The 24,238-nt window shown below is 46.1% G+C and carries 23 protein-coding genes and 2 pseudogenes; 6 read left to right on the top strand and 19 right to left on the bottom strand.

The window, feature by feature from the left end; translation table 11 throughout:
• The first annotated feature begins 96 nt into the window (after window positions 1–96).
• Window positions 97–975, top strand: a complete 879-nt coding sequence (locus tag BTR1S_RS16160; protein WP_006636617.1) for a LysR family transcriptional regulator — start codon at window positions 97–99, stop codon at window positions 973–975.
• Between the two features lie 50 nt (window positions 976–1,025).
• On the opposite strand, the gene BTR1S_RS16155 is transcribed toward BTR1S_RS16160, so the two are convergent.
• Window positions 1,026–1,850 carry a C40 family peptidase gene (locus BTR1S_RS16155; RefSeq protein ID WP_029419066.1) on the bottom strand — a complete coding sequence of 275 codons (825 nt, stop codon included), beginning with the start codon at window positions 1,848–1,850 and terminating at the stop codon, window positions 1,026–1,028.
• A 465-nt stretch (window positions 1,851–2,315) separates the two neighbouring features.
• Window positions 2,316–2,885 carry a serine O-acetyltransferase gene (locus BTR1S_RS16150; RefSeq protein ID WP_029419067.1) on the bottom strand — a complete coding sequence of 190 codons (570 nt, stop codon included), beginning with the start codon at window positions 2,883–2,885 and terminating at the stop codon, window positions 2,316–2,318.
• Between the two features lie 137 nt (window positions 2,886–3,022).
• On the opposite strand from BTR1S_RS16150, the pseudogene BTR1S_RS16145 reads away from it, so the two are divergent.
• Window positions 3,023–3,174, top strand: a pseudogene (locus BTR1S_RS16145) (alkaline phosphatase); the annotation flags it as partial.
• A 29-nt stretch (window positions 3,175–3,203) separates the two neighbouring features.
• Here BTR1S_RS16145 and BTR1S_RS16140 read toward each other — a convergent pair.
• Together BTR1S_RS16140 and hmpA are read right to left on the bottom strand one after the other, a co-directional pair.
• Window positions 3,204–4,613 (bottom strand): SpoVR family protein, encoded by a 1,410-nt coding sequence (locus BTR1S_RS16140; RefSeq protein ID WP_029419068.1) that lies wholly within the window; start codon window positions 4,611–4,613, stop codon window positions 3,204–3,206.
• A 115-nt stretch (window positions 4,614–4,728) separates the two neighbouring features.
• On the bottom strand, window positions 4,729–5,940 hold the full coding sequence (gene hmpA / locus BTR1S_RS16135; protein WP_006636612.1) for an NO-inducible flavohemoprotein: 1,212 nt from the start codon (window positions 5,938–5,940) through the stop codon (window positions 4,729–4,731).
• A gap of 264 nt (window positions 5,941–6,204) precedes the next feature.
• Between hmpA and nsrR the strand changes: the two genes are divergently transcribed.
• The gene (nsrR, locus tag BTR1S_RS16130; protein WP_006636611.1) at window positions 6,205–6,636 is read left to right on the top strand and encodes a nitric oxide-sensing transcriptional repressor NsrR; all 432 of its coding nucleotides are present in this window, start codon (window positions 6,205–6,207) and stop codon (window positions 6,634–6,636) included.
• Between the two features lie 34 nt (window positions 6,637–6,670).
• Here the strand turns inward: nsrR and BTR1S_RS16125 are convergent, their stop codons facing one another.
• On the bottom strand, window positions 6,671–6,991 hold the full coding sequence (locus BTR1S_RS16125; protein WP_029419069.1) for a YqzG/YhdC family protein: 321 nt from the start codon (window positions 6,989–6,991) through the stop codon (window positions 6,671–6,673).
• Between the two features lie 206 nt (window positions 6,992–7,197).
• Between BTR1S_RS16125 and BTR1S_RS16120 the strand changes: the two genes are divergently transcribed.
• Window positions 7,198–7,446 (top strand): YhdB family protein, encoded by a 249-nt coding sequence (locus tag BTR1S_RS16120; protein WP_006636609.1) that lies wholly within the window; start codon window positions 7,198–7,200, stop codon window positions 7,444–7,446.
• Between the two features lie 24 nt (window positions 7,447–7,470).
• On the opposite strand, the gene BTR1S_RS16115 is transcribed toward BTR1S_RS16120, so the two are convergent.
• From BTR1S_RS16115 to BTR1S_RS16065, 11 genes are all read right to left on the bottom strand, one after another.
• Window positions 7,471–7,989: an NADPH-dependent FMN reductase gene (locus BTR1S_RS16115; protein ID WP_006636608.1), complete on the bottom strand. Its 519-nt coding sequence runs from the start codon at window positions 7,987–7,989 to the stop codon at window positions 7,471–7,473.
• Window positions 7,990–7,993: 4 nt separating this feature from the next.
• Entirely contained in the window at window positions 7,994–8,644 is a 651-nt protein-coding gene (locus tag BTR1S_RS16110) for a response regulator (protein WP_006636607.1), read from the bottom strand.
• Window positions 8,632–9,780: a GAF domain-containing sensor histidine kinase gene (locus BTR1S_RS16105; RefSeq protein WP_029419071.1), complete on the bottom strand. Its 1,149-nt coding sequence runs from the start codon at window positions 9,778–9,780 to the stop codon at window positions 8,632–8,634. The genes BTR1S_RS16110 and BTR1S_RS16105 overlap by 13 nt, the downstream gene beginning before the upstream one ends.
• Window positions 9,781–9,924: 144 nt before the next feature.
• Window positions 9,925–10,386, bottom strand: a complete 462-nt coding sequence (locus tag BTR1S_RS16100; RefSeq protein ID WP_061781682.1) for a DUF6773 family protein — start codon at window positions 10,384–10,386, stop codon at window positions 9,925–9,927.
• A complete protein-coding gene (locus tag BTR1S_RS16095; protein WP_006636604.1) occupies window positions 10,383–10,583 on the bottom strand; it encodes a helix-turn-helix transcriptional regulator in 201 nt (66 codons plus the stop codon). Before BTR1S_RS16095 ends, BTR1S_RS16100 begins: the two co-directional genes overlap by 4 nt.
• 45 nt (window positions 10,584–10,628) lie before the next feature.
• Window positions 10,629–11,087 (bottom strand): DUF6773 family protein, encoded by a 459-nt coding sequence (locus tag BTR1S_RS16090; protein WP_006636603.1) that lies wholly within the window; start codon window positions 11,085–11,087, stop codon window positions 10,629–10,631.
• Window positions 11,088–11,224: 137 nt separating this feature from the next.
• Window positions 11,225–12,967 carry a phospho-sugar mutase gene (locus BTR1S_RS16085; RefSeq protein WP_029419073.1) on the bottom strand — a complete coding sequence of 581 codons (1,743 nt, stop codon included), beginning with the start codon at window positions 12,965–12,967 and terminating at the stop codon, window positions 11,225–11,227.
• 190 nt (window positions 12,968–13,157) lie between these two features.
• Complete coding sequence (gene glpD, locus BTR1S_RS16080) at window positions 13,158–14,825, bottom strand: glycerol-3-phosphate dehydrogenase (RefSeq protein ID WP_006636601.1); 1,668 nt, start codon at window positions 14,823–14,825, stop codon at window positions 13,158–13,160.
• Window positions 14,826–14,969: 144 nt separating this feature from the next.
• Window positions 14,970–16,460 (bottom strand): glycerol kinase GlpK, encoded by a 1,491-nt coding sequence (gene glpK / locus BTR1S_RS16075; RefSeq protein WP_006636600.1) that lies wholly within the window; start codon window positions 16,458–16,460, stop codon window positions 14,970–14,972.
• 39 nt (window positions 16,461–16,499) lie between these two features.
• Window positions 16,500–17,315 carry an MIP/aquaporin family protein gene (locus BTR1S_RS16070; RefSeq protein WP_006636599.1) on the bottom strand — a complete coding sequence of 272 codons (816 nt, stop codon included), beginning with the start codon at window positions 17,313–17,315 and terminating at the stop codon, window positions 16,500–16,502.
• 202 nt (window positions 17,316–17,517) lie between these two features.
• Window positions 17,518–18,075 carry a glycerol-3-phosphate responsive antiterminator gene (locus BTR1S_RS16065; protein ID WP_006636598.1) on the bottom strand — a complete coding sequence of 186 codons (558 nt, stop codon included), beginning with the start codon at window positions 18,073–18,075 and terminating at the stop codon, window positions 17,518–17,520.
• 185 nt (window positions 18,076–18,260) lie between these two features.
• On the opposite strand from BTR1S_RS16065, the gene BTR1S_RS16060 reads away from it, so the two are divergent.
• Window positions 18,261–19,253, top strand: a complete 993-nt coding sequence (locus BTR1S_RS16060) for a quinone oxidoreductase family protein (protein ID WP_006636597.1) — start codon at window positions 18,261–18,263, stop codon at window positions 19,251–19,253.
• Between the two features lie 42 nt (window positions 19,254–19,295).
• On the opposite strand, the gene BTR1S_RS16055 is transcribed toward BTR1S_RS16060, so the two are convergent.
• Both BTR1S_RS16055 and BTR1S_RS16050 read right to left on the bottom strand, forming a co-directional pair.
• Window positions 19,296–20,648, bottom strand: a complete 1,353-nt coding sequence (locus BTR1S_RS16055; RefSeq protein WP_411802887.1) for an aspartate aminotransferase family protein — start codon at window positions 20,646–20,648, stop codon at window positions 19,296–19,298.
• A gap of 120 nt (window positions 20,649–20,768) precedes the next feature.
• A complete protein-coding gene (locus tag BTR1S_RS16050) occupies window positions 20,769–21,680 on the bottom strand; it encodes an AEC family transporter (RefSeq protein WP_029419075.1) in 912 nt (303 codons plus the stop codon).
• Between the two features lie 140 nt (window positions 21,681–21,820).
• Between BTR1S_RS16050 and BTR1S_RS16045 the strand changes: the two are divergent.
• Window positions 21,821–22,365, top strand: a pseudogene (locus BTR1S_RS16045) (GNAT family N-acetyltransferase).
• 57 nt (window positions 22,366–22,422) lie between these two features.
• On the opposite strand, the gene abc-f reads toward BTR1S_RS16045, so the two are convergent.
• Window positions 22,423–24,060, bottom strand: coding sequence for a ribosomal protection-like ABC-F family protein (abc-f, locus tag BTR1S_RS16040; protein ID WP_006636594.1), 1,638 nt, complete (start codon window positions 24,058–24,060; stop codon window positions 22,423–22,425).
• Between the last annotated feature and the right edge of the window lie 178 nt (window positions 24,061–24,238).

Genomic DNA, 24,238 nt, shown 5'->3' with positions numbered 1-24,238 from the left:
TTGCCTTTGTAAATCTCATTATAGTTGATATAATATTTAAAAAATAGTGAATTATATTGATGTTTTTGATTAATAAAATTAATCAGGAGGAACAATATGGATTTTAAATGGCTTCACACCTTTGTTACAGCGGCAAAATACGAAAATTTCAGAAAGACGGCGGAAACTTTATTCATTTCCCAGCCGACGGTCACCGTTCAAATCAAACTGCTGGAAGAAGAGCTCGGCTGTCAACTATTCACCCGGAAAGGAAGAAGCATTCATTTAACAAAAGAAGGAAGGGCATATCTTCCTTTTGCCCTGAAGCTTTTGGAAGGATATGAATCAAGCATGGCCGAGCTTCATAGAATCAGACAGGGATATTTGCAAACTTTGAACCTGGCTGTTTCACCGCTCATTGCCGATACAATCCTGCCTTTTATACTAAAAAAATATACGTCATTACACCCGGACGCGGAAATTAAAGTCAAAATCGCCGAATCGGCGGAAATCGCCCCATTGATATCGGCGGGTGAAGCGGATGTCGGGCTGAGCTGCTTAAAAGTGCAATCTTCAAGCCTGACCTGCTATTCGATGTACAGCGATCCCGTTATCCTGGTGGCCCCCCATGACGGCCGCGACTCGGAGAGCGCGCCTCCGCTTGATGTGAAAGAACTGCTAGAACAGTACTTGCTGCTTACCCATAACCATCCCGAATACTGGGATGATTTGGTCCGCCAGCTGAGGCTCAGGTTTCCGTTTGTCAGAACGATGCTTGTTTCCCAGACGCATATTACAAAACGATTAATTTCGGAAGGGCTCGGCATTTCATTTTTGCCGCTGTCAACGGTGCGGCGCGAACTGATGGAAGGAAGATTAATAGAGGTTCCCTGCGACTTCATGCAGCTTCCGGTTGCAGGGGGATATGCGGTCAGTTTACATGATAATGAGAAAGTGCAGAGCTTTTTAACGTTCTTATCACAGTTTCGTTTTTAAATGCAAAAAACCCGTTCATGCTGATGAACGGGTTTTTCTCTTATTTACGATTAGAAGCGTTTTGCGCCAAGATAGCGGGGCTTCCAGTAGCTTGATGTCATATCGCTCGTCATGACGCCGTCTGAGCTGGCATGAATGAATTTATTGTTTCCAATGTATACACCCATATGTGACGGTCCTGCCTTGTAAGTCGTAAAGAAGACAAAGTCGCCGACAGCAGGGCTTGACACTTTCGTCATAGAGCTCCAGTATCCGGCTGTGCTCGTTCTCGCCACATTTGTCTGCTTGTTCAACAGGTACCAGATAAATCCGCTGCAATCAAAGCCTGATGGAGTCGTGCCGCCCCATTTATAAGGAGTTCCGATCAGAGCGCGCGCATCTGAGACAAGCTTTGATGTATTAAGCTTTGTAGAAGATTGCGTCGTTTTCTTGCTTGTCGAGCTTGGTTTGGTTGTAGATGCCGCTTTTACACTGCTTGTCCCTTTTACTTTCAGAACTTGTCCGATCCGAATTAAATCTGTTTTTAAACCGTTCAGCTTTTTTAGTTCATTAACAGTCATATTATAAGTCTTTGAAATTTTCCAAAGGCTGTCTCCTCTGACGACCTTATGTGTTGAAGACGAAGAAGCAGCAGATTTTGATGCTTTTGACTGCTTGCTGCTTCCATTGATGGATAGCGTTTGGCCTATGTAAATGGTGTCGGATGTCAGTTTGTTCTCTTTTTTAATCTTGTTGATTGTTGTCCCGTACTTTTTAGAAAATCCCCATAATGTATCGCCTTTTTTCACCTTCACCGTTTGTGCGGATGCCGCTCCCGCAAATAATGAAGTCCCCAAAACAATCGCCGTTGTTGCAGTTAAAACTTGTTTTTTCATGTTGTCCTCCCATAAGCAGATTTTTTGCGAATTATTTTAAAATAATAGATCTCTCAAAAATTATTGGAATAGCTTCCGTTCAGCTTTCCTCTGATTCTATTATAAGGAGGATATTCCATTAGAAATAGTCTTGACTTCCCGCATCAAATTGCTTAATTATTCGTTTTCAAAAAAAGTTTTTAAGGGTATTAAATATTTCATTTATATTTCAAACATAACTTTATTACTACAACTCCCAGCACATGACATTGTGCATAATGCGGACTCACTGATTTGATGCTTGTGATGCATCCTGCCCATTTGAATGCCGATCCGATTGATTCAATTCAGCGGGAATTCTTTTCTCCTATTAAATAGAAGTTTGATGCGGGAATATTTTTTCATGTTTGGAAGGGTAAAATGGAAGAATGCGGGAGTTCCTGCTTGTTGTTCACGTGATCTGGGGCGCGCCGCTTTTCGAATCTGCTACTGTGCGGTATGCTGCGGTTCTGAACCGCCGAAGGTTTTGTGTAGTGCCTCTTTCACCTTTTGAGCCGGCACACCGGCTATTGTAATATTTTCTTCGGTAAAGGATCTGTTGACTACGGCGTTAGCTCCGATCGTTATCCCATTTGCGATTTTAATGTTTCCAAACAGTTTCGCCCCCGGGCCGATCCATACATGATCGCCTATTGTCGGCACATCAAACTGATCATGGTTCTGTCCAATATTGACCCCTTGATGGATGTCGCAATTCGCACCTATTTTTGCATTGCTGTTGACGACTAGTAGCCCAAAATGGTTGATTCTTAAACCGGGGCCGAAAACATTAATAGGGATGTCAAAGCCGAGTTTTAACCCTTTTTTCTTATGAAGATACCGGTAGATGTGCTTCAACATCCTTGCATTGGTATTCGCGTAGTACTCATGCTTCCTCAGGCATATTTGATATTTCCATACGTAGTCGCCAAAATATTTGGGCCGCTTTCGCCTGGAAACCCCTAAAGCCTTTTTATCCTGTTCCAGATAATACCGCAATTCTTTTGTCAAAATCACAATACCACCTGCTTTTTTCATTATATCACCATAAAAACACCTATCTTCAACCATTTTCCATAAGGGAAAATCGATCTATTCCTTGAATTTACAATATGAGGCGGGTACAGTAGAAAAAGCGGTAAAAACGATTTTGAAGCCGGTCAAACACGGGGTGGACTACAGGCGACTTACAGACGAGGAAGTGCCTGTCTATGCGTTCGGCCCTGGAAAAGGGCCATTCACCGGCATATTGGATAGTACGGATCAGGCGAAAAATATCTTCAAGATTTTGTGGAATAACAAATAAAAGAGGGGGTCTCCCCTCTTTTATTAACTCTATAAATACCGGCGGTGCACGGCCTTACCATCATAAGAAAACATGACGGGTTTATCCTCGAGGACGGTTTCGACGTGAACGCTCCTTCCCCACAGCTGATGGAGATAAGGGAGGACTTTTTCAAGGTATTTTAAATCGAGCTCAATCCCTTCGTACCAATGCTTGATATACAGTTCGTAATTTTTCAAGTAGTCCCCGTCCTCAACAGTGAGATAAGGAAAGCCTCCGTTTACCCTCATGCTGACGAGCTGATCGCGCACCGCTTTCCATTCTTTGTCGACGATTTTATAATCCCTTCCCTGTTTTTGAAACAGATAGAGATCTTCCCGCATGACGAGATCCTTTGTCAAGTAATTGCGTATAAAGGAAATATCTGATTCGATTTCCCTGACTTCAAATATTTTCTCTCTCCCCGAGTTTGGCTGAACCCCCATTCTCTTCATTTCGTCCGTCGGATTGTTATAGCGCTCTTCAATGTCTTCAAATATTTTTAGTCCGAGATAATATGGGTTGATGCCGGTTTTGGAAGGCTGAACAACACCGGCATTGAGCTTTGCGAACTCGACCGCCTCGCTGGATGTTAAATCAAGCTCCCTCATGATCCGCTGATGCCAGTAGGACGCCCATCCTTCATTCATGATTTTTGTTTCGAGCTGCGGCCAGAAATACAGCATTTCTTCTCTCATCATTGTCAAAATATCCCGCTGCCACGGCTCAAGCTCGCGTGAATGCTCTTCAATAAACAGCAAAATGTCTTTTTCAGATTTCGGCGGAAATTTCTTTTTCCCTTTTCTCTTCGTCTGCTTCGGCTCCTTCTGATCCAATTCCCATAAATCATCGTACGGCGTGGAACGATTGTCTTCCTCTTCTTCCTCTTCATCATCAATGCTCCAGGACAGCTTCGGCCTCACCAAAGAAGGATCGATGTGCTCTTCAATCGCCAGAACCGCATCGAGAAAAGCTTCGACTTCCCGCGCGCCGTGGATGGTTTCGTAATGTTTAATCCGCTCAGCCGTCGCCGCCATGCTTTCGACCATATCCCGTTTTGTATTTTGAAACCTGCAGTTGTTTTTGAAAAAATCGCAGTGGGCAAGTACATGAGCGACAATCAGTTTATTTTGAACCAGCGAATTGCTGTCAAGCAAAAAAGCGTAGCAGGGATCTGAATTAATCACAAGCTCGTATATTTTGCTTAACCCAAAATCATAGTGAAGCTTCATTTTGTGAAATTGCTTGCCGAAGCTCCAATGACTGTATCTGGTCGGCATGCCGTACGCACCGAATGTATAGATGATTTCAGCCGGGCAAATTTCGTATCTCATCGGATAAAAATCAAGGCCGAATCCTTTCGCGATTTCCGTAATTTCCTCAATCGCCCGCTCCAGTTCTTTTTGCTCCCGCACGCTCAATGTCTGAATCCCCCCTGATTGGACTTCATTCTTATTGTATGAGCCGGGTCTTCAAAAGATGAAATGTGCGGAATATGTTTTAAGGCAGCCGTCAATTTGACAGCTGCCTTTTGTTTTAATTTGCAATTTGCATTTCAAGAGATGAAGCAAAGCTTTCATAACGGATGTTTTCCGTTGGAACGCCAAGCTTTTGCAATCCTTCGATGACGCTTTTCATGAATGAAAGCGGTCCGCACACATAAAATTCGCCGTCTTGATCTTTCACAATCGTTTTGAGAAGGTCCTCATTCAAACGGCCTTTTACGGCATGTTCTGCCGGCGCTTCAGAAGCCTGGCTGTAGATAAACAGCAGTCTGTTGTTTGGATTTCCGCTGACAAGTTTTTCGGCTTCTTCTTTGAACGCTTGGTGTTTTTCAGATTTTGCGGCATGAACAAATGTGATCTCGCGGCCGCTTTCCTGTGCGGCCAATGTTTTTGCCATGCTCATGACCGGGGTGATCCCTGATCCGGCGCTGATGAAATAAACCGGCTTGTCTGTCTGTCCGGAAAGGGAGAAGTCTCCGGCGGGTGCGCTTACTTCAAGAGAGCTGCCCGCTTCGATTTCTTCGTGCAGATAGCTTGATACTTTTCCTTTCGGCTGTCCTTCTTCGGCTTCAAGCTTGACGGAAATCCGGTAATAATCCTTGTTCCACGCATCTGACAGGCTGTACTGGCGGGTTAAAAAGTACTGCTCTCCCGGAATTTTGATGCGGACGGATACATACTGGCCAGGAGTGAATTCAGGCAAATCCGATCCGTCGGCCGGTTTTAGATAAAACGAAGTGATCGTTTCCGATTCCCGGCGCTTCTCCAGAACGACAAACGGTTTAAAGTCTTCCCAGGCTCCTTCTTTTTTAGCTTCTTCATACATTTGTTTTTCAATGTCAATAAAGACCCGTGCAATCTCTTCATAAGCCTCTGCCCAAGCTTGTAGAATATCCGGTGTCGCCGCTTCCCCAAGCACGGCTTCGATTGCTTCTAATAAATGTTTGCCGACAATTGGATAATGCTCCGGTTTGACTTGCAGGCTTTTATGCTTATGTCCGATTTGTTTGACGACAGGAAGCAGAGCCTCAAGCCGGTCAATATTTTCGGCAGCCTGCAAAACCGTATATGCCAGCGCTTTTGGCTGTCCTCCCGTTTGCTGGCGGGACATGTTAAATATGTTCTTTAATTCTGGATGTGCCTTAAACATCCGCTCATAAAAACAACTGGTGATCTCAGTTCCTCTTTCCTTTAATACAGGCGCGGTTGATTTCACAATTTGCATCGTTTTTTCAGATAGCATAGTGTTTGCTCCTCTCCAGATCACTTTAAAAATGTATTTTAAATACATCTTTAAAGGCGCAAAGCATTCATTTTTAAGCAATATCAATGTTATTCTTAATTAAAGATGTATTTTGAATACATCTTTATCTTAGACATCAATTAGGATGAAAGCAATATTAAAGATGAATGTTTTATAATTTTGTAACAAATTGACTAAATCCCATCATAAACCGAGGCAAATGTGATAAGATAATGGAAACTTGTTTGATTTGAGGTTAGTGCGATGAAATTAACAAATTATACGGATTACTCATTGCGAGTACTGATTTTTCTAGCAACCAAAAACTCAAACGAGCTTGTCAATATAAAAGACATCGCCGACACGTATTCCATTTCCAAAAACCACCTGATGAAGGTGATCTATGAGCTTGGCAAGCTTGGCTATGTTGAAACAATCCGGGGACGCAACGGCGGAATCCGTCTCGGAAAAGCGCCTGAACAGATCAATATCGGTGAAGTCATCAGAAAAACAGAAGATGATTTTAACCTTGTTGAGTGCTTTAACAAAGAAAAAAACAACTGCATTCTATCCCCCAACTGCGGCTTAAAACATGTATTAAATAAAGCACTGTCCGCATATTTATCCGTGTTGGACCAATATACTCTTCAGGATGTAATCTTTAATCAGGACAATATACGAAAATTATTGAGTTAACGAAGGAAAACATTCCTTCGTTTTTTTTATGTTCTTATAAAGGAAAAATATGAACGCTGATAATTATATTGGTAACGGGATGGAAATAAACTTCCGCATGAACCGGGAACGTTTTGCCATCCTGATTGACGGTGACTCTGAATACGTCTTTTATTTGTTCATCATTGACTCGGGTACGCCCTATATATTCATAATCCTTTAGCTGGGCATCCTGATACTTCTCCTCCAGCGCGCTCCAGGCGATCCTTTCCCATCTGTCGACAGAATGGCGCCCCCCTTCTGCAGGGTGGCTGTGTCCCATTAACGAAGTGAGCACGATGAGGCTGAAAAAAAGCGGATAAGAACATTTCTTCATTGTTTTTCTCTCCAAATTGTCATTGTACATATGTTTATCATGACCAGAAAACGGAGCATCATGCGGATGATGTTCCGTTTTTTTCGTTATGCAATCCTCATATTTCTAGGCGGTGTTATCAGGCAGACCAACTTTTGCCCAGAGAAAAAAACAGCCTCGCACATAAAATAATCAAGACTCCTAAAGAAAGAAGGGAGAGTGGCGAATTGAATTACGCTGATTATGATAAAGCATTGTATTATACACACCGGTCACAATGGGATAACCTGCTCATTCTCATGGTGCGCACAGAAGATGATCTTTTGTCAAAGCGGATTGAACACTTCTTGCATGCCTATAATTTTGAAAAAGACGATTTGATTGTTGAAAAAAGGCTTTACGACCTGCTTCAGTATATTGATCACGCCTCATTTTCCGCACATGGCCAAGAAAACGGCGTGCTCGTTTTCACCTAAAAAAAGCCTGACGCATGATAAGCGTCAGGCTTTTTGATATTCCGCATAAGTCAGCAGGTCTTCCATTACATCTTTGATTTTCGCTTTTGCCCCTTCGGTGACCGTATGGTTTTCGTCATCGATGTGAATCGGGTCAAGCACAAGCTGCTTGGCAATCACGTTCGCATACACTCCACGTGCGACAATGCGCATATTGGCTAAAGCGTTCATTCCGCCTTTTCCGCCTCCCGCGCAGGCAAAAAGCGCCACCGGCTTGTTTGCGAATTGCTCACTGCTTAAAAAATCAATGGCATTTTTCAAAGCTCCGCTCATGCCGCTGTGATATTCAGGAGATAATAAAACGACAGCGTCGGCTTCTTTGACAGATGTCCTTAACGTTTGGACATTCTCCAGTGAAAACTGCTCTTCCTCCCCGTTGAAGATCGGCAGGCTGAATTCGCTTAAATCGATCAGGCCGGCGTGATATGTATTGGCGATATACGATGCGGCCACTCTCGTTCTTCCTTGTTTTCTTGCTGTTCCGCTGATCACGGTGATGTTCATGTCCTCATCCCCCTTGATTTGGGTCTATGTTATGTTTTACGACAAAAAGTGCAGCCTGTGTCCGATCTGACAGGCCGAGCTTTGACAGCAGATTGGATACGTGCGTTTTAACCGTTTTTTCGGTAATAAACAATGCTGCGCCAATTTCTTTATTGCTTTTTCCTTTTGCAATTTCAAATAAAACATCTTTTTCTCTATTTGTCAATTGATGTATTTTCTCTTTTTCATTGGCCTGGGCCATATGCTGAAACACGTGGGACATGATCTTCGGGTCCAATGTGTGGCGGCCGGCGTGAACGGCCCGGATCGTCTCAACGAGCTCATCCGGCTCGGTATCTTTCAGCTGATATGCTTCAGCACCGGCCTGGATGGCGGGAATGACATGAGATTGATCGGCATAGCTCGTCAAGGCAACCACTTTGACAGAAGGATACCATTTTTTGATTTGTTTTGTAGCTTCAATGCCGTCCATCTCAGGCATGGAAAGATCCATTAAAACGATGTCAGCCGGCTTGTCTCTTAAGAGGTCGAGCACCTCTTTTCCCGTCGATGCTTCCCCGATGACAGCCAGATCGCTTTTTGTTTTAAAAAAGAACAGCAGCCCTTTTCTGACAATATGATGATCATCGGCAATGATGATTTTCACTTTTTCCATTCTGCTTCCCCCTTCCCATTGTAGGGCAGAACAATCCTTACTGTCGTTCCTTTGCCAATTTCCGACCGGATCTCAAAAGAACCGCCCGCCTGCTCTGTCCGCTCTTTCATTCCCTTTAATCCGAGCGTCGGGATATTTGAAGCGGGATCATATTTAAATCCTTTTCCATCATCCTCGATTTCCAGCATGATCGCTGAAGAAGACAGGCTGATTCTCACATGCGTCAGCTCGGCTTCGGCATGCTTTTTGCAATTGGCGAGGGCTTCCTGGCTCAAGCGCCACATTAATTCTTCCTCTGCCTGCGAAAGGCGCAGCACGCCGCTAAGCGTCAGCTTGATATTGAGTCCGATGACATCGGCGTATTTTTCAATAGCGGCCGCCACTCCTTCTTCAAGGCCCTGCGGCCTGAGCTGCCAGATTAACGCTCTCATCTCATGAAGCGCTTCATGTGAGAGGTTTTGGATAAATTCCAGCATTTCGCGAACCTCTGAATCAGCCGTCATCTCGCCGGCCGCTTTTGCGGTGAGGCTGACGGAAAACAGCATCTGATTGACAGAATCATGAAGGTCCTGGGCGAGCCTGTTTCTTTCTGTGAGAAGCGCGTTTCTTTGCTCATTTTCAGCGAGCCTCATCCGTTTGATCGCCGTGCCGATCTGAAGGGCAACGGCTTCCAGAAGAGCGAGCTCTTCTTTATCAAAATCGAGCTTGCCGGGAGCGGCCACATTCAGCAAACCAAACCGCTTGTTTTGGTCCCTGAGCGGCACTGTTGCATGCTGGGTGATGCCTTCGGGATCCCCCGTCTTCATTTCAATGGCCGTATCAATCCGCTTGCAGTGAATCATATTTGCCGCTCTGTCCAATCTCCCGTCCCTGTATTGATAAAGGCAGTAGCAGTCGCCCTCGCACATTAACCTCTTCCGGTCATAAAGAAGGGCTTCAGGCAATGACGCAGAGGCCGTCATCTCAAATCCGCCCTTTTCATCGATCAGAAAAATCCATGCCGTTTTAAGGCCTGTTAAATGGAGCAGCTTTTTCAAAACGGCATCAAGCGTTCCTTTTAGATCATTTCCTTCATTCAATGTTTCCGCGATTTCTTTCAGTGTTTTCAATTTTTCAAAACGGGTATCTTCCCTCAAAGATCCATCCGCCTTTCATGCCAATTTGCGCAGCCCATTTCACTTTTCTTCATTATACACACGTTTTGTGAAAAGCGGCTCTCCCATAAGAAGGGGAACCATAGACTGCATGCGGCTGAATTTTTCTAATCCTTTGGCCGTAGATCAATCGTCTAAAAGGTCTTTATTTCTCTTGAAGGACTTGTTTAAAGAGACCAAACTGATCAAATAGCAGAATAACACGACGAGCAAACCAAACAGAATCAGGCTTCCCCATTCCCGTGCGCCGCTCGGAAGGCCGGTGAAAATGATGCCGGCAAACAGAACGACCGCGGCCCAGACGATACTGCCATACAACACCTGTTTTCTTTTTTTGCGGTATGTTCCGTCATTATCGATGTCTGTGTACTCCATGCCTGACAAGAGATAGCGGAAAAGAACATAGACGATATAAATCCCCAATACGGCTGCGCTGACGATATACTCTGATAAATCCCTGCGCAAAACGGCGCCTCTGATGACGACGTCCATCAAAAGCAAAACTGCGATTAATATGCCGGCTTCACTGAAAAATTGAGTCATTCTTTTTTCAATGTATTCATCTGCTGATGCAAACCATTTCATCATGCTTGATCATCCTCCCAAAATAAATCATCCAATGTTTTATCCAGCGCTTTTGCGATGGCGACGCATAGCTGTAATGTCGGATTATATTTGCCTTTTTCAATCAGCCCGATTGTCTGCCTCGTCACATCAACCCGCTCGGCAAGCTGGGCTTGTGTCAATGACTTTTCGATTCGGGCCAGTTTGACTCGGTTAACCATTTACTCCACCTGCTTTTGTTTATAACGCTTTTGACTTTGGATCAGTCATTTATCTAAAAGATCTTTGTTTTTCTTAAAAGACATGTATAAAGAGGCAGCATTCATCAGAAAGTAGAATAAAACAAACAAAAAACACATGACGACAAGATCGAGCCATCCCTCCGCTTCGCGCGGAATACCTGTAAACACCGCCGCTAAAACAAGAAAAATGGCACCTGAAGCCATGCTTCTTGCGAAGATTTCTCTTCTTTTTTTTGAGTAGGTCTGTTTGGTGAAGACGTCCGGATATTCCAGCCCCGACATCAGATAGCGGAACAGGATCAAGCACACATACAATGCAAAAACGCCCCCGCTAACCGCGTATTCTGACGGTTCTCTGTCCAATATGACGCCTCTGATGAGAACATCGAGGAACAATAAAGCGGCGGTTATTATGCCTGCTTCATAACAGAATTGATTCCTCTTTTTGTCGACATATTCATCTCCGCTTTTAAACAGCTTCATGACGGCAGACTCCTTTCCAAGTCCGAAATGCAATTTATATATTGCTTAATGTTATATATATATTACATCATATGTGTTCATGAATCAACTAAAAGGTAAAAAAAAGCCGCCTGCTCGAGGCGGCGGTCTTTCCGATTTTATGAATTTGCTTTAACGATCGAATCGATCTTTTTCATTACTTCATCTGTCAGGCTGTTCAGGCGCGTTTCGCTTTCTTCGCGAGTTTCTCCCTTGACTGCAAAGTAAAACTTCACTTTAGGCTCTGTACCGGATGGGCGAAGGCAGAACCATGAGCCGTCTTCTAGGAAATATTTGAGCACGTTCGATTTTGGCAGGTCGATCGTTTCTTCTCTGTTTTCCTTGAGCAGTATCCGTTTGCCGACAAGGTAATCTTCGGCGGACACGACGCCTTTGCCGGCGATTGCAAGCGGCGGCTGTTGTCTGAATGTGCTCAGAATCGCTGCGATTTGTTCGGCTCCCTCCTTGCCTTTTAAGGTAAGAGATTTCAACCCTTCGCGGTAATAGCCGAATGTTTCAAACAGCTCCAGCAATCCATCGTAAAGGGATTTGCCCTCTTTTTTATAAAAAGCGCATACTTCAACGGCAAGAAGGGCGGCCTGAACGGCATCCTTATCCCGCGCAAAATCGCCGATTAAATAGCCGTAGCTTTCTTCATAGCCGAATTGGAAGGAATATTCGCCGGATGCTTCGTATTGTTTAATTTTTTCCCCGATGAATTTAAATCCTGTCAGCGTGTCAACTGTATCAAGTCCGAATGAAGCGGCGATGTCGCGGCCCATTTCGCTTGTCACAATCGTTTTTAAAACGACTCCGTTCTCAGGCAGGATTCCTTTTTGCTGTTTTTGAGAAAGCAAATAATGAAGCAGGAGCGCTCCCGTCTGGTTTCCTGTCAGGACAACATAGCGGCCCTCATGGTCTTTGACGGCGACACCGAGCCGGTCTGCATCAGGATCTGTTCCGATCAAAATATCTGCTTCCTCTTTTTCTCCCAATTTGATCGCATATTCAAAAGCGGCGTGCTCCTCCGGATTCGGGGAAGTGACCGTTGAGAAGTCGGGATCCGGCAGCTCCTGTTCGGGAACGACGGTCACATGTTCATAGCCGAGGGCTTTTAGTCCCCGTCTGACCGATTTGTTGGCCGTTCCGTGAAGCGGCGTAAAAATGACCTTTACATCCGTTTCCTTAGCAAGACCAGGATTGACGGAAATCGATGTCAGCTTGTCAAGATACACCTGATCGATATCCTCGCCAATGATGTTGATGAGCCCTTTTTCTTTTAAAGCGTTCTCATCCCCGGCCGGAATCTCCAATTCATTTTCAATCGCATTGACTTGGTCAATAAGCTTGTCCGCAGCCGCAGGAGGCAGCTGTGCTCCATCATCTCCGTAGACTTTATAGCCGTTGTATTCAGGAGGATTGTGGCTTGCCGTGATCACGATGCCCGCATATGCATGAAGATGTCTTACCGCAAATGAAAGCTCCGGAGTCGGGCGAAGCTCATCAAACAAATATGTTTGAACCCCGTTTGCCGCAAGCGTTTTAGCCGCTTCCATCGCAAATTCGGGCGATTTGTGGCGGGAATCATAGGCAATGACAACTCCCCGTTTCTTGGCTTCTTCACCGTTTGCGGCGATATATGCTGCAAGGCCGGCTGATGCTTTGCGTACCGTGTAGACGTTCATTCGGTTTGGACCGGGCCCGATTTCCCCGCGCATTCCCGCTGTTCCAAATTCAAGTTTTTTATAAAAGCAATCCTCTAATTCTTTTTCGTTTCCTTCCGCCTTGAGGAGGAGGGATTTTAATTCAGGATCTAAATTTTCAGTGTTCTTCCAGCGTTCATAGCTTGTTTTCCAGCTCATGTCAGACCTCCCAATATTCTAGCTTATGTAGCAGCCGTTCTTTTTTTATATTATCGATAAACGTCTGCTTTGTCCAAAATTAGTTGGCGCTTCTTAAAAAATGAGGCTGCCTCTTGTGAAGGCAGCGCCATTTTAGATATGTTGATCGATGTTTGCCGAATATTCCGGCACGCCATTTGTACTTGGCATGTTATTTGCTTTCCAGCGGAACGACCGCGTCATGGAGGAGCTGATCCAATGTTTTCACGTGCTTTTCCTTTGTTTCCGCGTCCCAGTTCAGCTTTTCGCTCATATAGTCTGTAAGTCCTTCTTTATACGTGCGGGCCCAATTGATGTCAAAGAATAATGAGCCTGTTCTCCGAACGAAGAAGTCTGCCGGAACGGCTGCCATCTCTTCGTCGATGCTGTAGTCCATTTCCGCTAATACATGAGCAGGAATGCGGCGTTTTACAGCTTCATCCTTCAGCTTTTGAACCCGTTCAAACAGCCGGTCTGTATTAGAGCCGTATCTGGCTGCAAGCTGTCTGGCCGTTTGTCCGGCTAAGCCCGCCGCCGCTCCTTCTGACGCCTTTTCTTCGATAAAGGACTCGAGGTTTTGAGAACCGCCGATGTGCCCTCCGGATATCGGCATTGTTTTTGTTTTGCAAGGTCCGAAATCCCTGTCACCTTCTTCTTTTAAACGGTCTCTGACAAGGTCGACGATATGTTCAGCCATTTTTCTGTAGCCTGTCAGTTTGCCGCCGGCAATCGTGATCAAGCCGGAATCAGATGTCCAGATTTCATCCTTTCGGGAAATCTCTGACGGATCTTTTCCTTCTTCGTGGATCAGAGGTCTGAGCCCCGCCCAGCTTGATTCCACGTCATTGGCGGTAATGTTCAGATCAGGGAACATATAGTTGATCGCATTGATGACGTAATCCCTGTCTTCGGTTGTCATTCTCGGATGTTCAAGGGCTTTGTTGTAGACGGTGTCCGTTGTCCCGACATAGGCTTTGCCGTCACGCGGAATGGCAAACACCATGCGGCCGTCCGGCGTATCGAAATATACCGCCTGTTTTAGCGGGAAGACCGACTGGTCAAATACAAGATGGACGCCTTTTGTATGCTGAAGGTGTTTGCCTTCTTTTGAGTGGTCTTTTTCTCTCAGACGGTCGACCCACGGCCCTGTCGCATTGACGATTTTTTTCGCATAGACACGGTACGTTTTTTTCGTAAAGACGTCTTCAATCACGACGCCTGCAACCTTTCCGTTTTCATAAATAAAATCGTTCACTTTTGCATAGTTGACCGCTTCAGCACCTAATTTAACCGCTTCTTTCAGCACTTCGATTGTCAATCTGGCATCGTCTGTCCGATATTCGACATAATAGCCTCCGCCTTTCAGGCCGTCCTTTTTCACGAGCGGCTCTTTTTCAAGCGTTTCTCTTGCATTCAGCATGGTTCTCCGCTCGGCCTTTTTGACGCCCGCCAAAAAGTCGTATACCCTGAGGCCGATTGACGTCGTGAATTTGCCGAAGGTTCCTCCTTTGTGCATCGGCAGAAGCATCCATTCAGGCGTTGTCACGTGCGGACCATTTTCATAAACAATCGCCCGTTCCTTTCCGACCTCAGCAACCATTTTCACTTCAAACTGTTTTAAATAGCGAAGCCCTCCGTGAACGAGCTTTGTGGAGCGGCTTGACGTTCCTGCCGCAAAATCCTGCATTTCGCAAAGGGCGGTTTTCATTCCGCGTGAAGCGGCGTCAAGCGCCGTGCCGGCTCCCGTAATCCCTCCGCCGATAATAAACACATCATACTTCTCTTTTGTCATATTCTTTAGGATCTCATCTCGCTTGCGGCTTGAAAATACTGTATCCATTAAAAGTCCTCCCTTGTTGTCACGGCAAATAATAGAAAAAGAGACCACAAACAACCAAAGCAATACAACTGCTTTGGTGCCTGTGGTCTCTCCTCTTCTCCAACCGTTACTATTAACTTGATCACATTATAACATACTTGCGGATTATTTGAAAGCTCTAGCTGCTTTTACCGCTTTTTGCCATCCGCTGTAAAGGTCTTCGCGTACTTTTTCTTCCATTTCCGGTTCAAAGCGTTTTTCCAGCTTCCACTGGTCTTTAATCTCTGACCGGTCATTCCAGAAGCCGACGGCAAGACCGGCTAAGTAGGCTGCACCAAGAGCGGTCGTTTCATTGATTTCCGGCCGCTCAACCGGGACATCAAGAATATCTCCCTGAAATTTCATCAAAAAGTTGTTCTTGACCGCGCCGCCGTCGACACGCAGCGTTTTGACCGAGATACCGGAGTCTTCCATCATGGCGTCGAGCACGTCTTTCGTCTGATATGCAAGAGACTCGAGCGTCGCTCTGATAAAGTGTTCTTTTGTCGTACCCCGTGTCAAACCGAAGACCGCGCCGCGGACATCGCTGTCCCAATATGGCGTTCCTAAGCCGACAAATGCCGGAACCACATATACACCATCAGCAGATTCTGCTTTTACAGCATATGTTTCACTTTCTTTTGCATCTTTAAACATTCTCAGCCCATCGCGAAGCCACTGGATGGCGGAACCTGCGACAAACACGCTTCCTTCAAGCGCGTATTCAACCTTGCCGTCAATTCCCCAGGCGATCGTCGTCAACAGACCGTGCTCCGATTTAATCGCTTTTTCTCCGGTGTTCATCAGCATAAAGCAGCCGGTGCCATACGTGTTTTTGACCATGCCTTCTTCAAAACAGGCCTGGCCGAACAATGCGGATTGCTGATCGCCCGCGGCTCCGGCAATCGGAATATTCTTTCCGAAGAAATGGTAGTCGACCGTTTCGCCGTACACGTGGGAAGACGGTTTGACTTCCGGAAGCATTGATTTCGGAACGCCCAGAATGTCGAGCAGCTCTTCATCCCACTTCAAATCATAAATATTAAACATCAATGTTCTAGAGGCGTTTGAGTAGTCTGTCACATGAGCTTTGCCGCCGGACATTTTCCAGATCAGCCATGAATCAATCGTTCCAAATAGCAGATCGCCATTTTCCGCTTTTTCCCTTGCGCCATCGACATGATCCAATATCCATTTGACCTTTGTGCCTGAAAAATAAGGATCAATCAAAAGTCCGGTTTTTTCCCTGATTTTATCTTCATATCCTTTTTGCCGCAATTCTTCGCATATTCCGGCCGACTGGCGGGACTGCCAGACGATCGCATTGTAAACGGGCTTGCCTGTATGCTTATCCCAGACAACCGTTGTTTCCCGCTGGTTGGTGATGCCGATGCCGGCGATTTGCCCGGCTTGAATGCCTGATTCAGAAAGTGCCGAAGCAATGACGGCCAAAACAGACCCCCAGATTTCATTCGCATTGTGTTCAACCCAGCCCGGGTTCGGGAAATATTGATGAAATTCTTTTTGTGCGGTATGCACAATTTTTCCTTCATTATTGAAAATAATGGCTCTTGTACTTGTCGTTCCTTGATCAAGAGATAAAATATATTTTTCCATTTTAGCTCCCCCTTTATTGTCTCCCCACGATGGATCGGGTTACAAGTTTACTGATTTTTCCACCGTCTGCTTTTTCATATGAATATAGAAACCTAACAATACCACAGCTACTGTAGCGCTTACAATCCAAAAGGCGTTTGTGATGTGCCCTTTAAATGCGGCATTGTAAAAAACGCCGGCAAATGATCCCCCGAGAGCCGGACCCAAGACGGGAATCCACGCATACCCCCAGTTAGAACTTCCTTTTCCCGCAATCGGAAGAACAAAGTGGGCGATTCTCGGGCCTAAATCACGCGCCGGGTTAATCGCATAACCGGTCGTTCCTCCTAGCGACAGACCGATTGCCACGATCAGAAAACCGACGACAAGCGGATTCAAGCCATCTGTGAATTTGTTTGCGCCGATCGCCAAAAGGCCGAGCACAAGAATGAACGTTCCCAAAGTTTCACTGAACAGGTTGGCAAAAGTATTTGGAATGGCCGGCCCGGTCGAAAACACACCAAGCTTTGCTCCTTGGTCTTCTGTTTCCTTCCAGTGCGGCAAATAATGAAGAAAAATGAGAGCGGCTCCCAAAAATGCGCCGAGCATTTGTCCGAAAATATAAGAAGGCACTTGCTCCCAAGGGAAATCGCCGACAAACGCCAGTCCCAATGTGACAGCGGGATTTAAATGAGCTCCGCTGATATTGCCGACGGCATATACGGCCATGGCTACGCCAAGCCCCCAGCCAAATGCGATAACGATCCACCCTGATTGATGGGAAAGCGATTTTTTCAAATTTACCCCTGCGCAAACTCCTGCGCCAAATACGATAAGCAGCATTGTGCCGATAACTTCCCCCCAAAATGCTGTCAAGGCTATCCCTCCTAAAATCTGTTTATATGAATGTTAGAGATGTTCACTGTGTCAAAAGAACCATAAAAAAACACAGCAAATCTTCTTTACATCAGAATTGTAAAGAACTGCTGTGGTCTCCGGGTCTCCGTCACAATGTATCAACTTGGTACGATCGTATCGTATTGTGTAAGCGTTGTCAATATTTTTTCACAATTTATTTTTATTCCCAATACTTTTTCCACAGCTCGGTATCAGAGGTTGTCACTGCGGAGGCGCCCGCCTCTAAAGCACCTTCGACATCCTTCTCAGAACGGATGAATCCCCCTGCAAATATAGGAATGCCTGTTTTTTCTTTCACTTCCCTGATCAAATCCGGCACTACACCAGGAAGCACTTCAATAAAATCAGGTCTGTGTTTTTTTACAAGCTCAATGCTTTTTTCCATGGCGCTCGTATCAATTAAAAACATGCGCTGAATGGCGTATACTTTCTTTTGCTTCGCTTTGGCGATCACACTTGATCTCGTGGACAAAATCCCGGCCGGCTTCATGTCCTGGCATATAAATTCCGCGCCGTATTCGTCATGCTTAATTCCTTGAATCAAATCAACATGAACAAACATTTTTTTGCCGCGGGCCCTTGCCGCACTGATTACGCCTCCCAGCCGTCCGAGATGAATGTCGAGAAGGACGCCGTATAAAAAAGGACTGTCCAGAAACATATCGAATTGCTTCATATTTCGAATGGCTGGTAAAATTTTTTGATCGTGAAAACTCATGTTCCATCTCCTTCGTTTAACTTCCTGCTATGACAGCATCCTGTATTACACTAAAGGAATTTTCGCCGTATTGCAATCCCTTGTTCGTATGTCTGTTTTTTTTCATCGTTCCCAAAGCACATCATTTTACATTCATTCTTTGCCAAGTCATAATTTTGCGTAAACCACACGAAAGGGGAATGATCGTGAAAGCCATCATTCATGACGGAACGAACGGCCTTGCAGGACTAAAGATGAAAGATGCAGCCGATAAAACGCCCGGATACGGGGAAGTCAAAATAAAACTGAAAGCGGCGGGATTAAATCACCGCGACCTGTTTCTTTTCCGCTCGCGAAAAGAAGGCGACACGCCATTTATTCCCGGATCTGACGGGGCGGGCATTGTCGAAGAAATCGGCGAGGGAGTCACAGATCTCGCCGCCGGTACAGAGGTCATCATTAATCCAAGCACTGACTGGGAACACACGGATTCCGTCCCCAAAGTACCCGAAATTCTTGGCGGGCCTAGTGACGGAACCTTTGCAGAATATGTGGTGGTCTCTGCGAAAAACGCCCTTCCAAAACCGGCCTACCTTACGTGGGAACAAGCAGGAGTCCTGCCTTTATCAGCGCTGACCGCCTTCAGGGCCCTGTTTACAAAAGGCAGGCTGAAAAAAGGTGAGCACATATTCATACCAGGCATCGGCAGCGGTGTGGCAACATTTGCCCTGCTCATGGCAAAGGCGGCGGGCGCAGAGGTCACCGTTTCATCGCGAAGCGAAGAAAAAAGAGCTGAAGCGCTTCGCCTTGGCGCCGATCGCGCGATTGACAGCAGCGGCGATTGGAACGAAATCCTCAAAGGGGAAAAAGTCGATTTCGTCCTGGACAGCATCGGACCGGCAACATTCCCAAAGTACTTTGATATTTTGGAGCCGAACGGACGAATCGTCAATTTTGGAGCAAGCTCAGGAGACAGCATCGAACTTCCGCTCCGCGCGCTATTTTTCCCGCAAATCAGCATCATCGGCACATCAATGGGCAGCCTTGAGGAGTTCAAGGATATGATTCAGTTTATGGAACGCCACTCGCTTCAGCCGATCGTTGACAAGGTATTCCCTTTAGCAGATGCGGCCGAAGCCTTTCACCGCATGATGAATGGAGAACAGTTCGGAAAAATCGCGTTGTTGATCGACGTTTAAATGGTTGAGATGCCGGCGGCCGAGCCGCCGCATCCGCTTCCTTTACTGCAAACAGCAGAGGCTTTCTTTCAGCGCTTTTATGATGAATGAAAGGTCTTCTTCTGTCAGACTGAGAGGCGGCGCAAGCTGGATGACGTTGTTATACCCTGCCGCAGTGTCCGCATTTTTACTGACAATCAAGCCTTTCTGTCTGCACGCCAGAATCACTTTGTTGACGTCCGCCATATCGGCTGGTTGTTTCGTTTGTTTGTCTTTCACCAGTTCGATCCCTATCAGAAGCCCCTTCCCCCGGATGTTCCCGACTTTCGAATGCTCTTCAGCCTCCTTTAATTCATCGAGCAGTTTGTTCCCAAGCATGCGGGACCGGTCGATCAATCGCTCATCTTCCATGATGCCGAGGTTTTTGATTGCGAGCGCACAAGCGGCCGGGTTTCCTCCAAATGTATTGACATGACGGAAACGGTCATACGGATCGTCGCCTGCATATGCTTCATAAATCTCCCGTTTGACGGCGGTTGCCGCTAATGGCAGATATCCGCTCGTAATGCCCTTGGCCATCGTAATGATATCCGGTTTTACACCATAGTTCATAAAGCCGAACCGCTCACCCGTACGGCCAAAACCGCAAATGACTTCATCGCAGATTAATAGCGCCCCGTGCTTTTCGCATATGTCTTTGACTTTCGCCATATATCCGTCAGGAGGCATGAGAATGCCGCCGCCTGTTATGATCGGCTCCATGATCATGGCGGCGACCGTGTCCGGGAGCTCCCACATTATGACCTTGTCAATGTTCTCAGCGCTTTCAAGGGTATCTTGATCAGCGGGATTGCGATACAGATCAGGCGGCTGCACATGGACAAATCCGTGGCCGAGAGGCTCATATTTATACTTTCTCTGGGCCTGGCCGGTTGCGCCGAGCGCTCCCATCGTGTTCCCGTGATAGGCTCTATAACGGGAAATGAATTTATATCGCGTATGGTCTCCTTTTTGCTGATGATATTGGCGGGCGATTTTAAAGGCCGTCTCATTTGCCTCTGAGCCGCTGTTTGCAAAGAAAATCACATAATCTCCGCCAAGCCACTCATTCAGCTTTTCTGCGAGCCTGATGGCCGGTATATGCGCATGTGTAAGCGGGGCATAGGGCATCTCTCTTAATTGTTCGTACGCCGCATCTGCAAGTTCTTTTCTGCCGTAGCCGACATTCACGCACCAAAGCCCGGCCATCCCGTCCAAAAAACGGCGGCCGTCAACATCTGTAATCCATGCACCCTCGGCTTTCTCCACAACAAGACGGGACGGGTCCCGCGCCATGCCGCTCATGGCGTGCCAAAGGTATTTCTGATCTTTTGTTTTCACGTTCAATCGGTGTTCCTCTGCCTGCAATCTATCCACCTCATTTCATGATCTGAACATGCACCATCTCCATTTATATTTATTGCACTTCTTCTGAGGAAATGCAGCTCCTTCTTTTGTTTTTCCAAAGGAAAAAGGCCGCCTGGTGACACATTCAGGTCAGCCCCATATTGAAAGCAGCCACAGCACAACCGGCAGTGTCGCCATGCTGAGCATTGTGCTGATAAAGGTGGCGCTTGATACGATTTCAGGCTTTGTTTCAAACTGAACAGCCATCAGCGTCGTATTTGCGGCGGTCGGCATCGCCGCCGACAAAATCATGATCTGCTTGACCAAATTGTCAACAGGCAGAATAAGCGCAAATCCCAATGCAATCAGGGGGGATATAAACAGCTTGAGCAAGAGCGAATAAGAGATTTTTCGATATTCAAAATGTTTAAATGAAATCGCGGCAAGCTGCATACCGAGAATAATCATGATCGTCGGAATCGCAGCATCCCCTACCAATTTAATTGCCGTCATGAACTGTTCGGGAATCGAAATATGACTTAATTGAAATGCGATCCCGAGCAGCGCCCCGTAAGCAACGGGCATTCGCGTCACCCTGCTCATCACCGTTTTAAAGCCGTCTGCTTCAGGGCTTCCTTTTGCCGCATAATAGATACCGATCGTGCTCATGACGAGCTGTTGGATCACCATCAGCACCACGGCAGTATCCAGACCCGCCGTTCCGTAGACAAGCAAAACGACAGGCGTCCCGTAATTCCCGTTATTCATGAAAGCCGAAGACAAAATCAGTGCGCAGCGTTCCTGATTGGAATACCCGTGAATGCGGGAAATGAGATAGACCAATAGAATCAAAGCTGTGCAAAGACCAAGTGCAAAAACGGACATATACAAATAATCCATGGTCAGCTTGTTTTCATAAAACGTGTCAAACGCCAAAAATGGAGACATTAAATAAAGAGACATGGTAGATAAGTTTTGGATATCAAAGCCAAGCAGCTTCTGCCCGACAAATCCGATGGCAAATACTCCGAAAACAGGGAGCAAAACGAGTAGAAATTCCATGATGCACCTTCTTTTTATGTATAAAACGCTTTCAGCCGTCATGTTAAATGATAAAGAAAATTCACTCTACTTTCAATCCTTGCAAGTCGAATATGATAGAATAAGCTGGATGAAGCAAAAATAATTGATTGGAGTCTGTCATGATCATCAATAAACGGGATTTTGACGTAAAAGGAGTGCGCTATACGATAGGTCAGCCGTCAAAAATGATGCACCGCAATTATCAGAGTTAAGAGTACAGATTGACGGAGAAACGGAATATTTAGACAGGGAAAAAGGAGAAGCATTCATAGATGCTGCGCGTTTTGAACAAATCATACAAGCGGATGCGGAAAAAAGCAGGAATTTATTTTTAGTAGCTGAAGCAGAGGAGCGGATCATCGGCTTTTCAAGGTGCGAAGGCACAGATTTGAACAGATTTTCTCACAGAACAGAATTCGGAGTATGCGTCTTAAAAGACTTCTGGGGGTACGGAATCGGGACAAATCTACTAAAGGAATCTATTTTTTGGGCTGACAGCAGCGGCATCAAAAAAATGACTCTCCTTGTTTTGGAAACAAATGAGAAAGCCATCAATCTCTATCAAAAACACGGCTTTGAGATAGAAGGCATATTAAAAAAAGACAAAATCCTTTCTGACGGCAAATTCTACAATACAATTGTGATGGGAAGGTTTCATGAATGACCGCGGGCGAACCCATCAAAAAAGCGGAGCCGCTTTGAGACTCCGCAGATTTTTATTTTACCTGCCGCCTTCCTCCCGCCGTTTCTCCCTCGCAAACGTATAATTGCCTTCATATCGCGTCAACCGTCCGTCTGCAAGCCAATACGTGACATTAAAAATTTTATCGAGAAAATATCTGTCGTGGGACACCGCGATAATCGTCCCCTGAAATTGGCCGAGCGCCTCTTCAAGCACTTCTTTTGACTCGATGTCCAAATGGTTTGTCGGTTCATCGAGAATCAGCACATTATGATGCTGATGAACGAGCTGAGCCAGACGAAGCCGCATACGCTCGCCTCCGCTTAAGTCCTTCACTTTTTTAAAAACGGATGGTCCGTAAAACATGAATCTGGCAAGCATCATCCGGGCCTCGCCTTCAGTCGCGGTGACTTTATCGCGAAATTCGGCCAAGACGGACCGCTCTCCATCCATTTCCTCGACATGCTGGGTAAGATGAGCGGCAGACAGATTGCTGCCAAGCTGCACCTCGCCGCTGTCGGCTGCCGCAGTACCATTGATGATGTTGAGCAGCGTCGTTTTGCCGCTGCCGTTTTCGCCGACAATGGCGGCGCGTTCCTGGAAGCGGATATGCATGTTAAGGCTGTGAAAGAGCTCCTGCTTTCCAAAGCGTTTACTCACCTCTGCAAGCTTAACGACGTCTTTTCCGCTCCGCTCATCCATTTTGAAGGCGAGGTCGATTTTTTTCCGGTCGAGCGCAGGCTTTTTTAGCATTTCGATCCGTTCCAGTGCTTTTTCCATGCTTTTGGCGCGGCGGTGCAGCCCGTCATTCGGAGGATTGGCCCTGTTCGCCCACTCCTTCAGACGCTTTATCGTTTCCTTCATTTTTTTGATTTTCTTTTGCTGGTCCTGATATTGCTGAAATTCCCTGATCAAACGCTCCTCTCGTTCAACTATATATCGGGAGTAGCCGCCTTGGTAAACATGAAGCTCTCCTTGGTCGATTTCAACAATGGAAGTGACGGCATCATCCAAAAAATATCGGTCATGGGACACGATGACCACAGCGCCTTTATACTGTTTGATGAACGAGGTGAGCCATTCAATCGCCGTCAAATCCAAATGGTTTGTCGGTTCGTCTAATAAAAGCAAGTCAGGTGCTGAAAGCAGCAGTCTGGCCAGACCGACTTTTGTCCTTTCTCCTCCGCTCAAGGATCGCCAAGGGGTGTCAAATAGCCGTCCGATATTCAAGCCGGCGGCGACGCGTTCAATTTGTGCGCTGACCTCGTAGCCGCCTTTTTGCTGAAATTCGTCCTGCAAGGCGCCATACCGTTCCAACAGCCGCTCGAGTTGATCCGCATCTTGTTCGTTTGCCAGTTTGCGTTCAATGTCGGACAGCTGATGCTGTGTTTTCCATAATGATGCAAACACGTCAAAAAGGAGTTCTTTCACCGTTTGGTGCCCGTCATGCCGGGGAGCCTGCTCCAACAAGCCGGCGGAAATTCCTTTTTTCCATGTGACAAGGCCTTCATCCGGCTTCACTTGTCCGCTCATTATCTTTAATAATGTCGTTTTTCCTTCGCCATTGCGGCCGATCAAACCGATGCGCTCCCCTTGTTTGATTTCACACGATATCCCGCTGAAAATTCCATGTCCTCCATATGATTGTGTCACATTCTGGATACTGCATATCATCATGAATCTCTTCCTCCATTAGCGAAGAGACACCTGATCATAAAAAAAGACGGCAGAGCTGCACGCTGCCGTCAGGATCAAAAGCAGATAAAAATCCGATTGTGGGCAGATGTCTCTCACTGGTATTTTTCCCTATTGCATGTGTAAAAAAGGGCAGACTGATCCCGTAAAACACATTCTC

The organism is Bacillus sonorensis NBRC 101234 = KCTC 13918, assembly GCF_001592005.1.
GTDB lineage: Bacteria > Bacillota > Bacilli > Bacillales > Bacillaceae > Bacillus > Bacillus sonorensis.
This window is presented reverse-complemented; position numbering and strand designations above follow the sequence as displayed.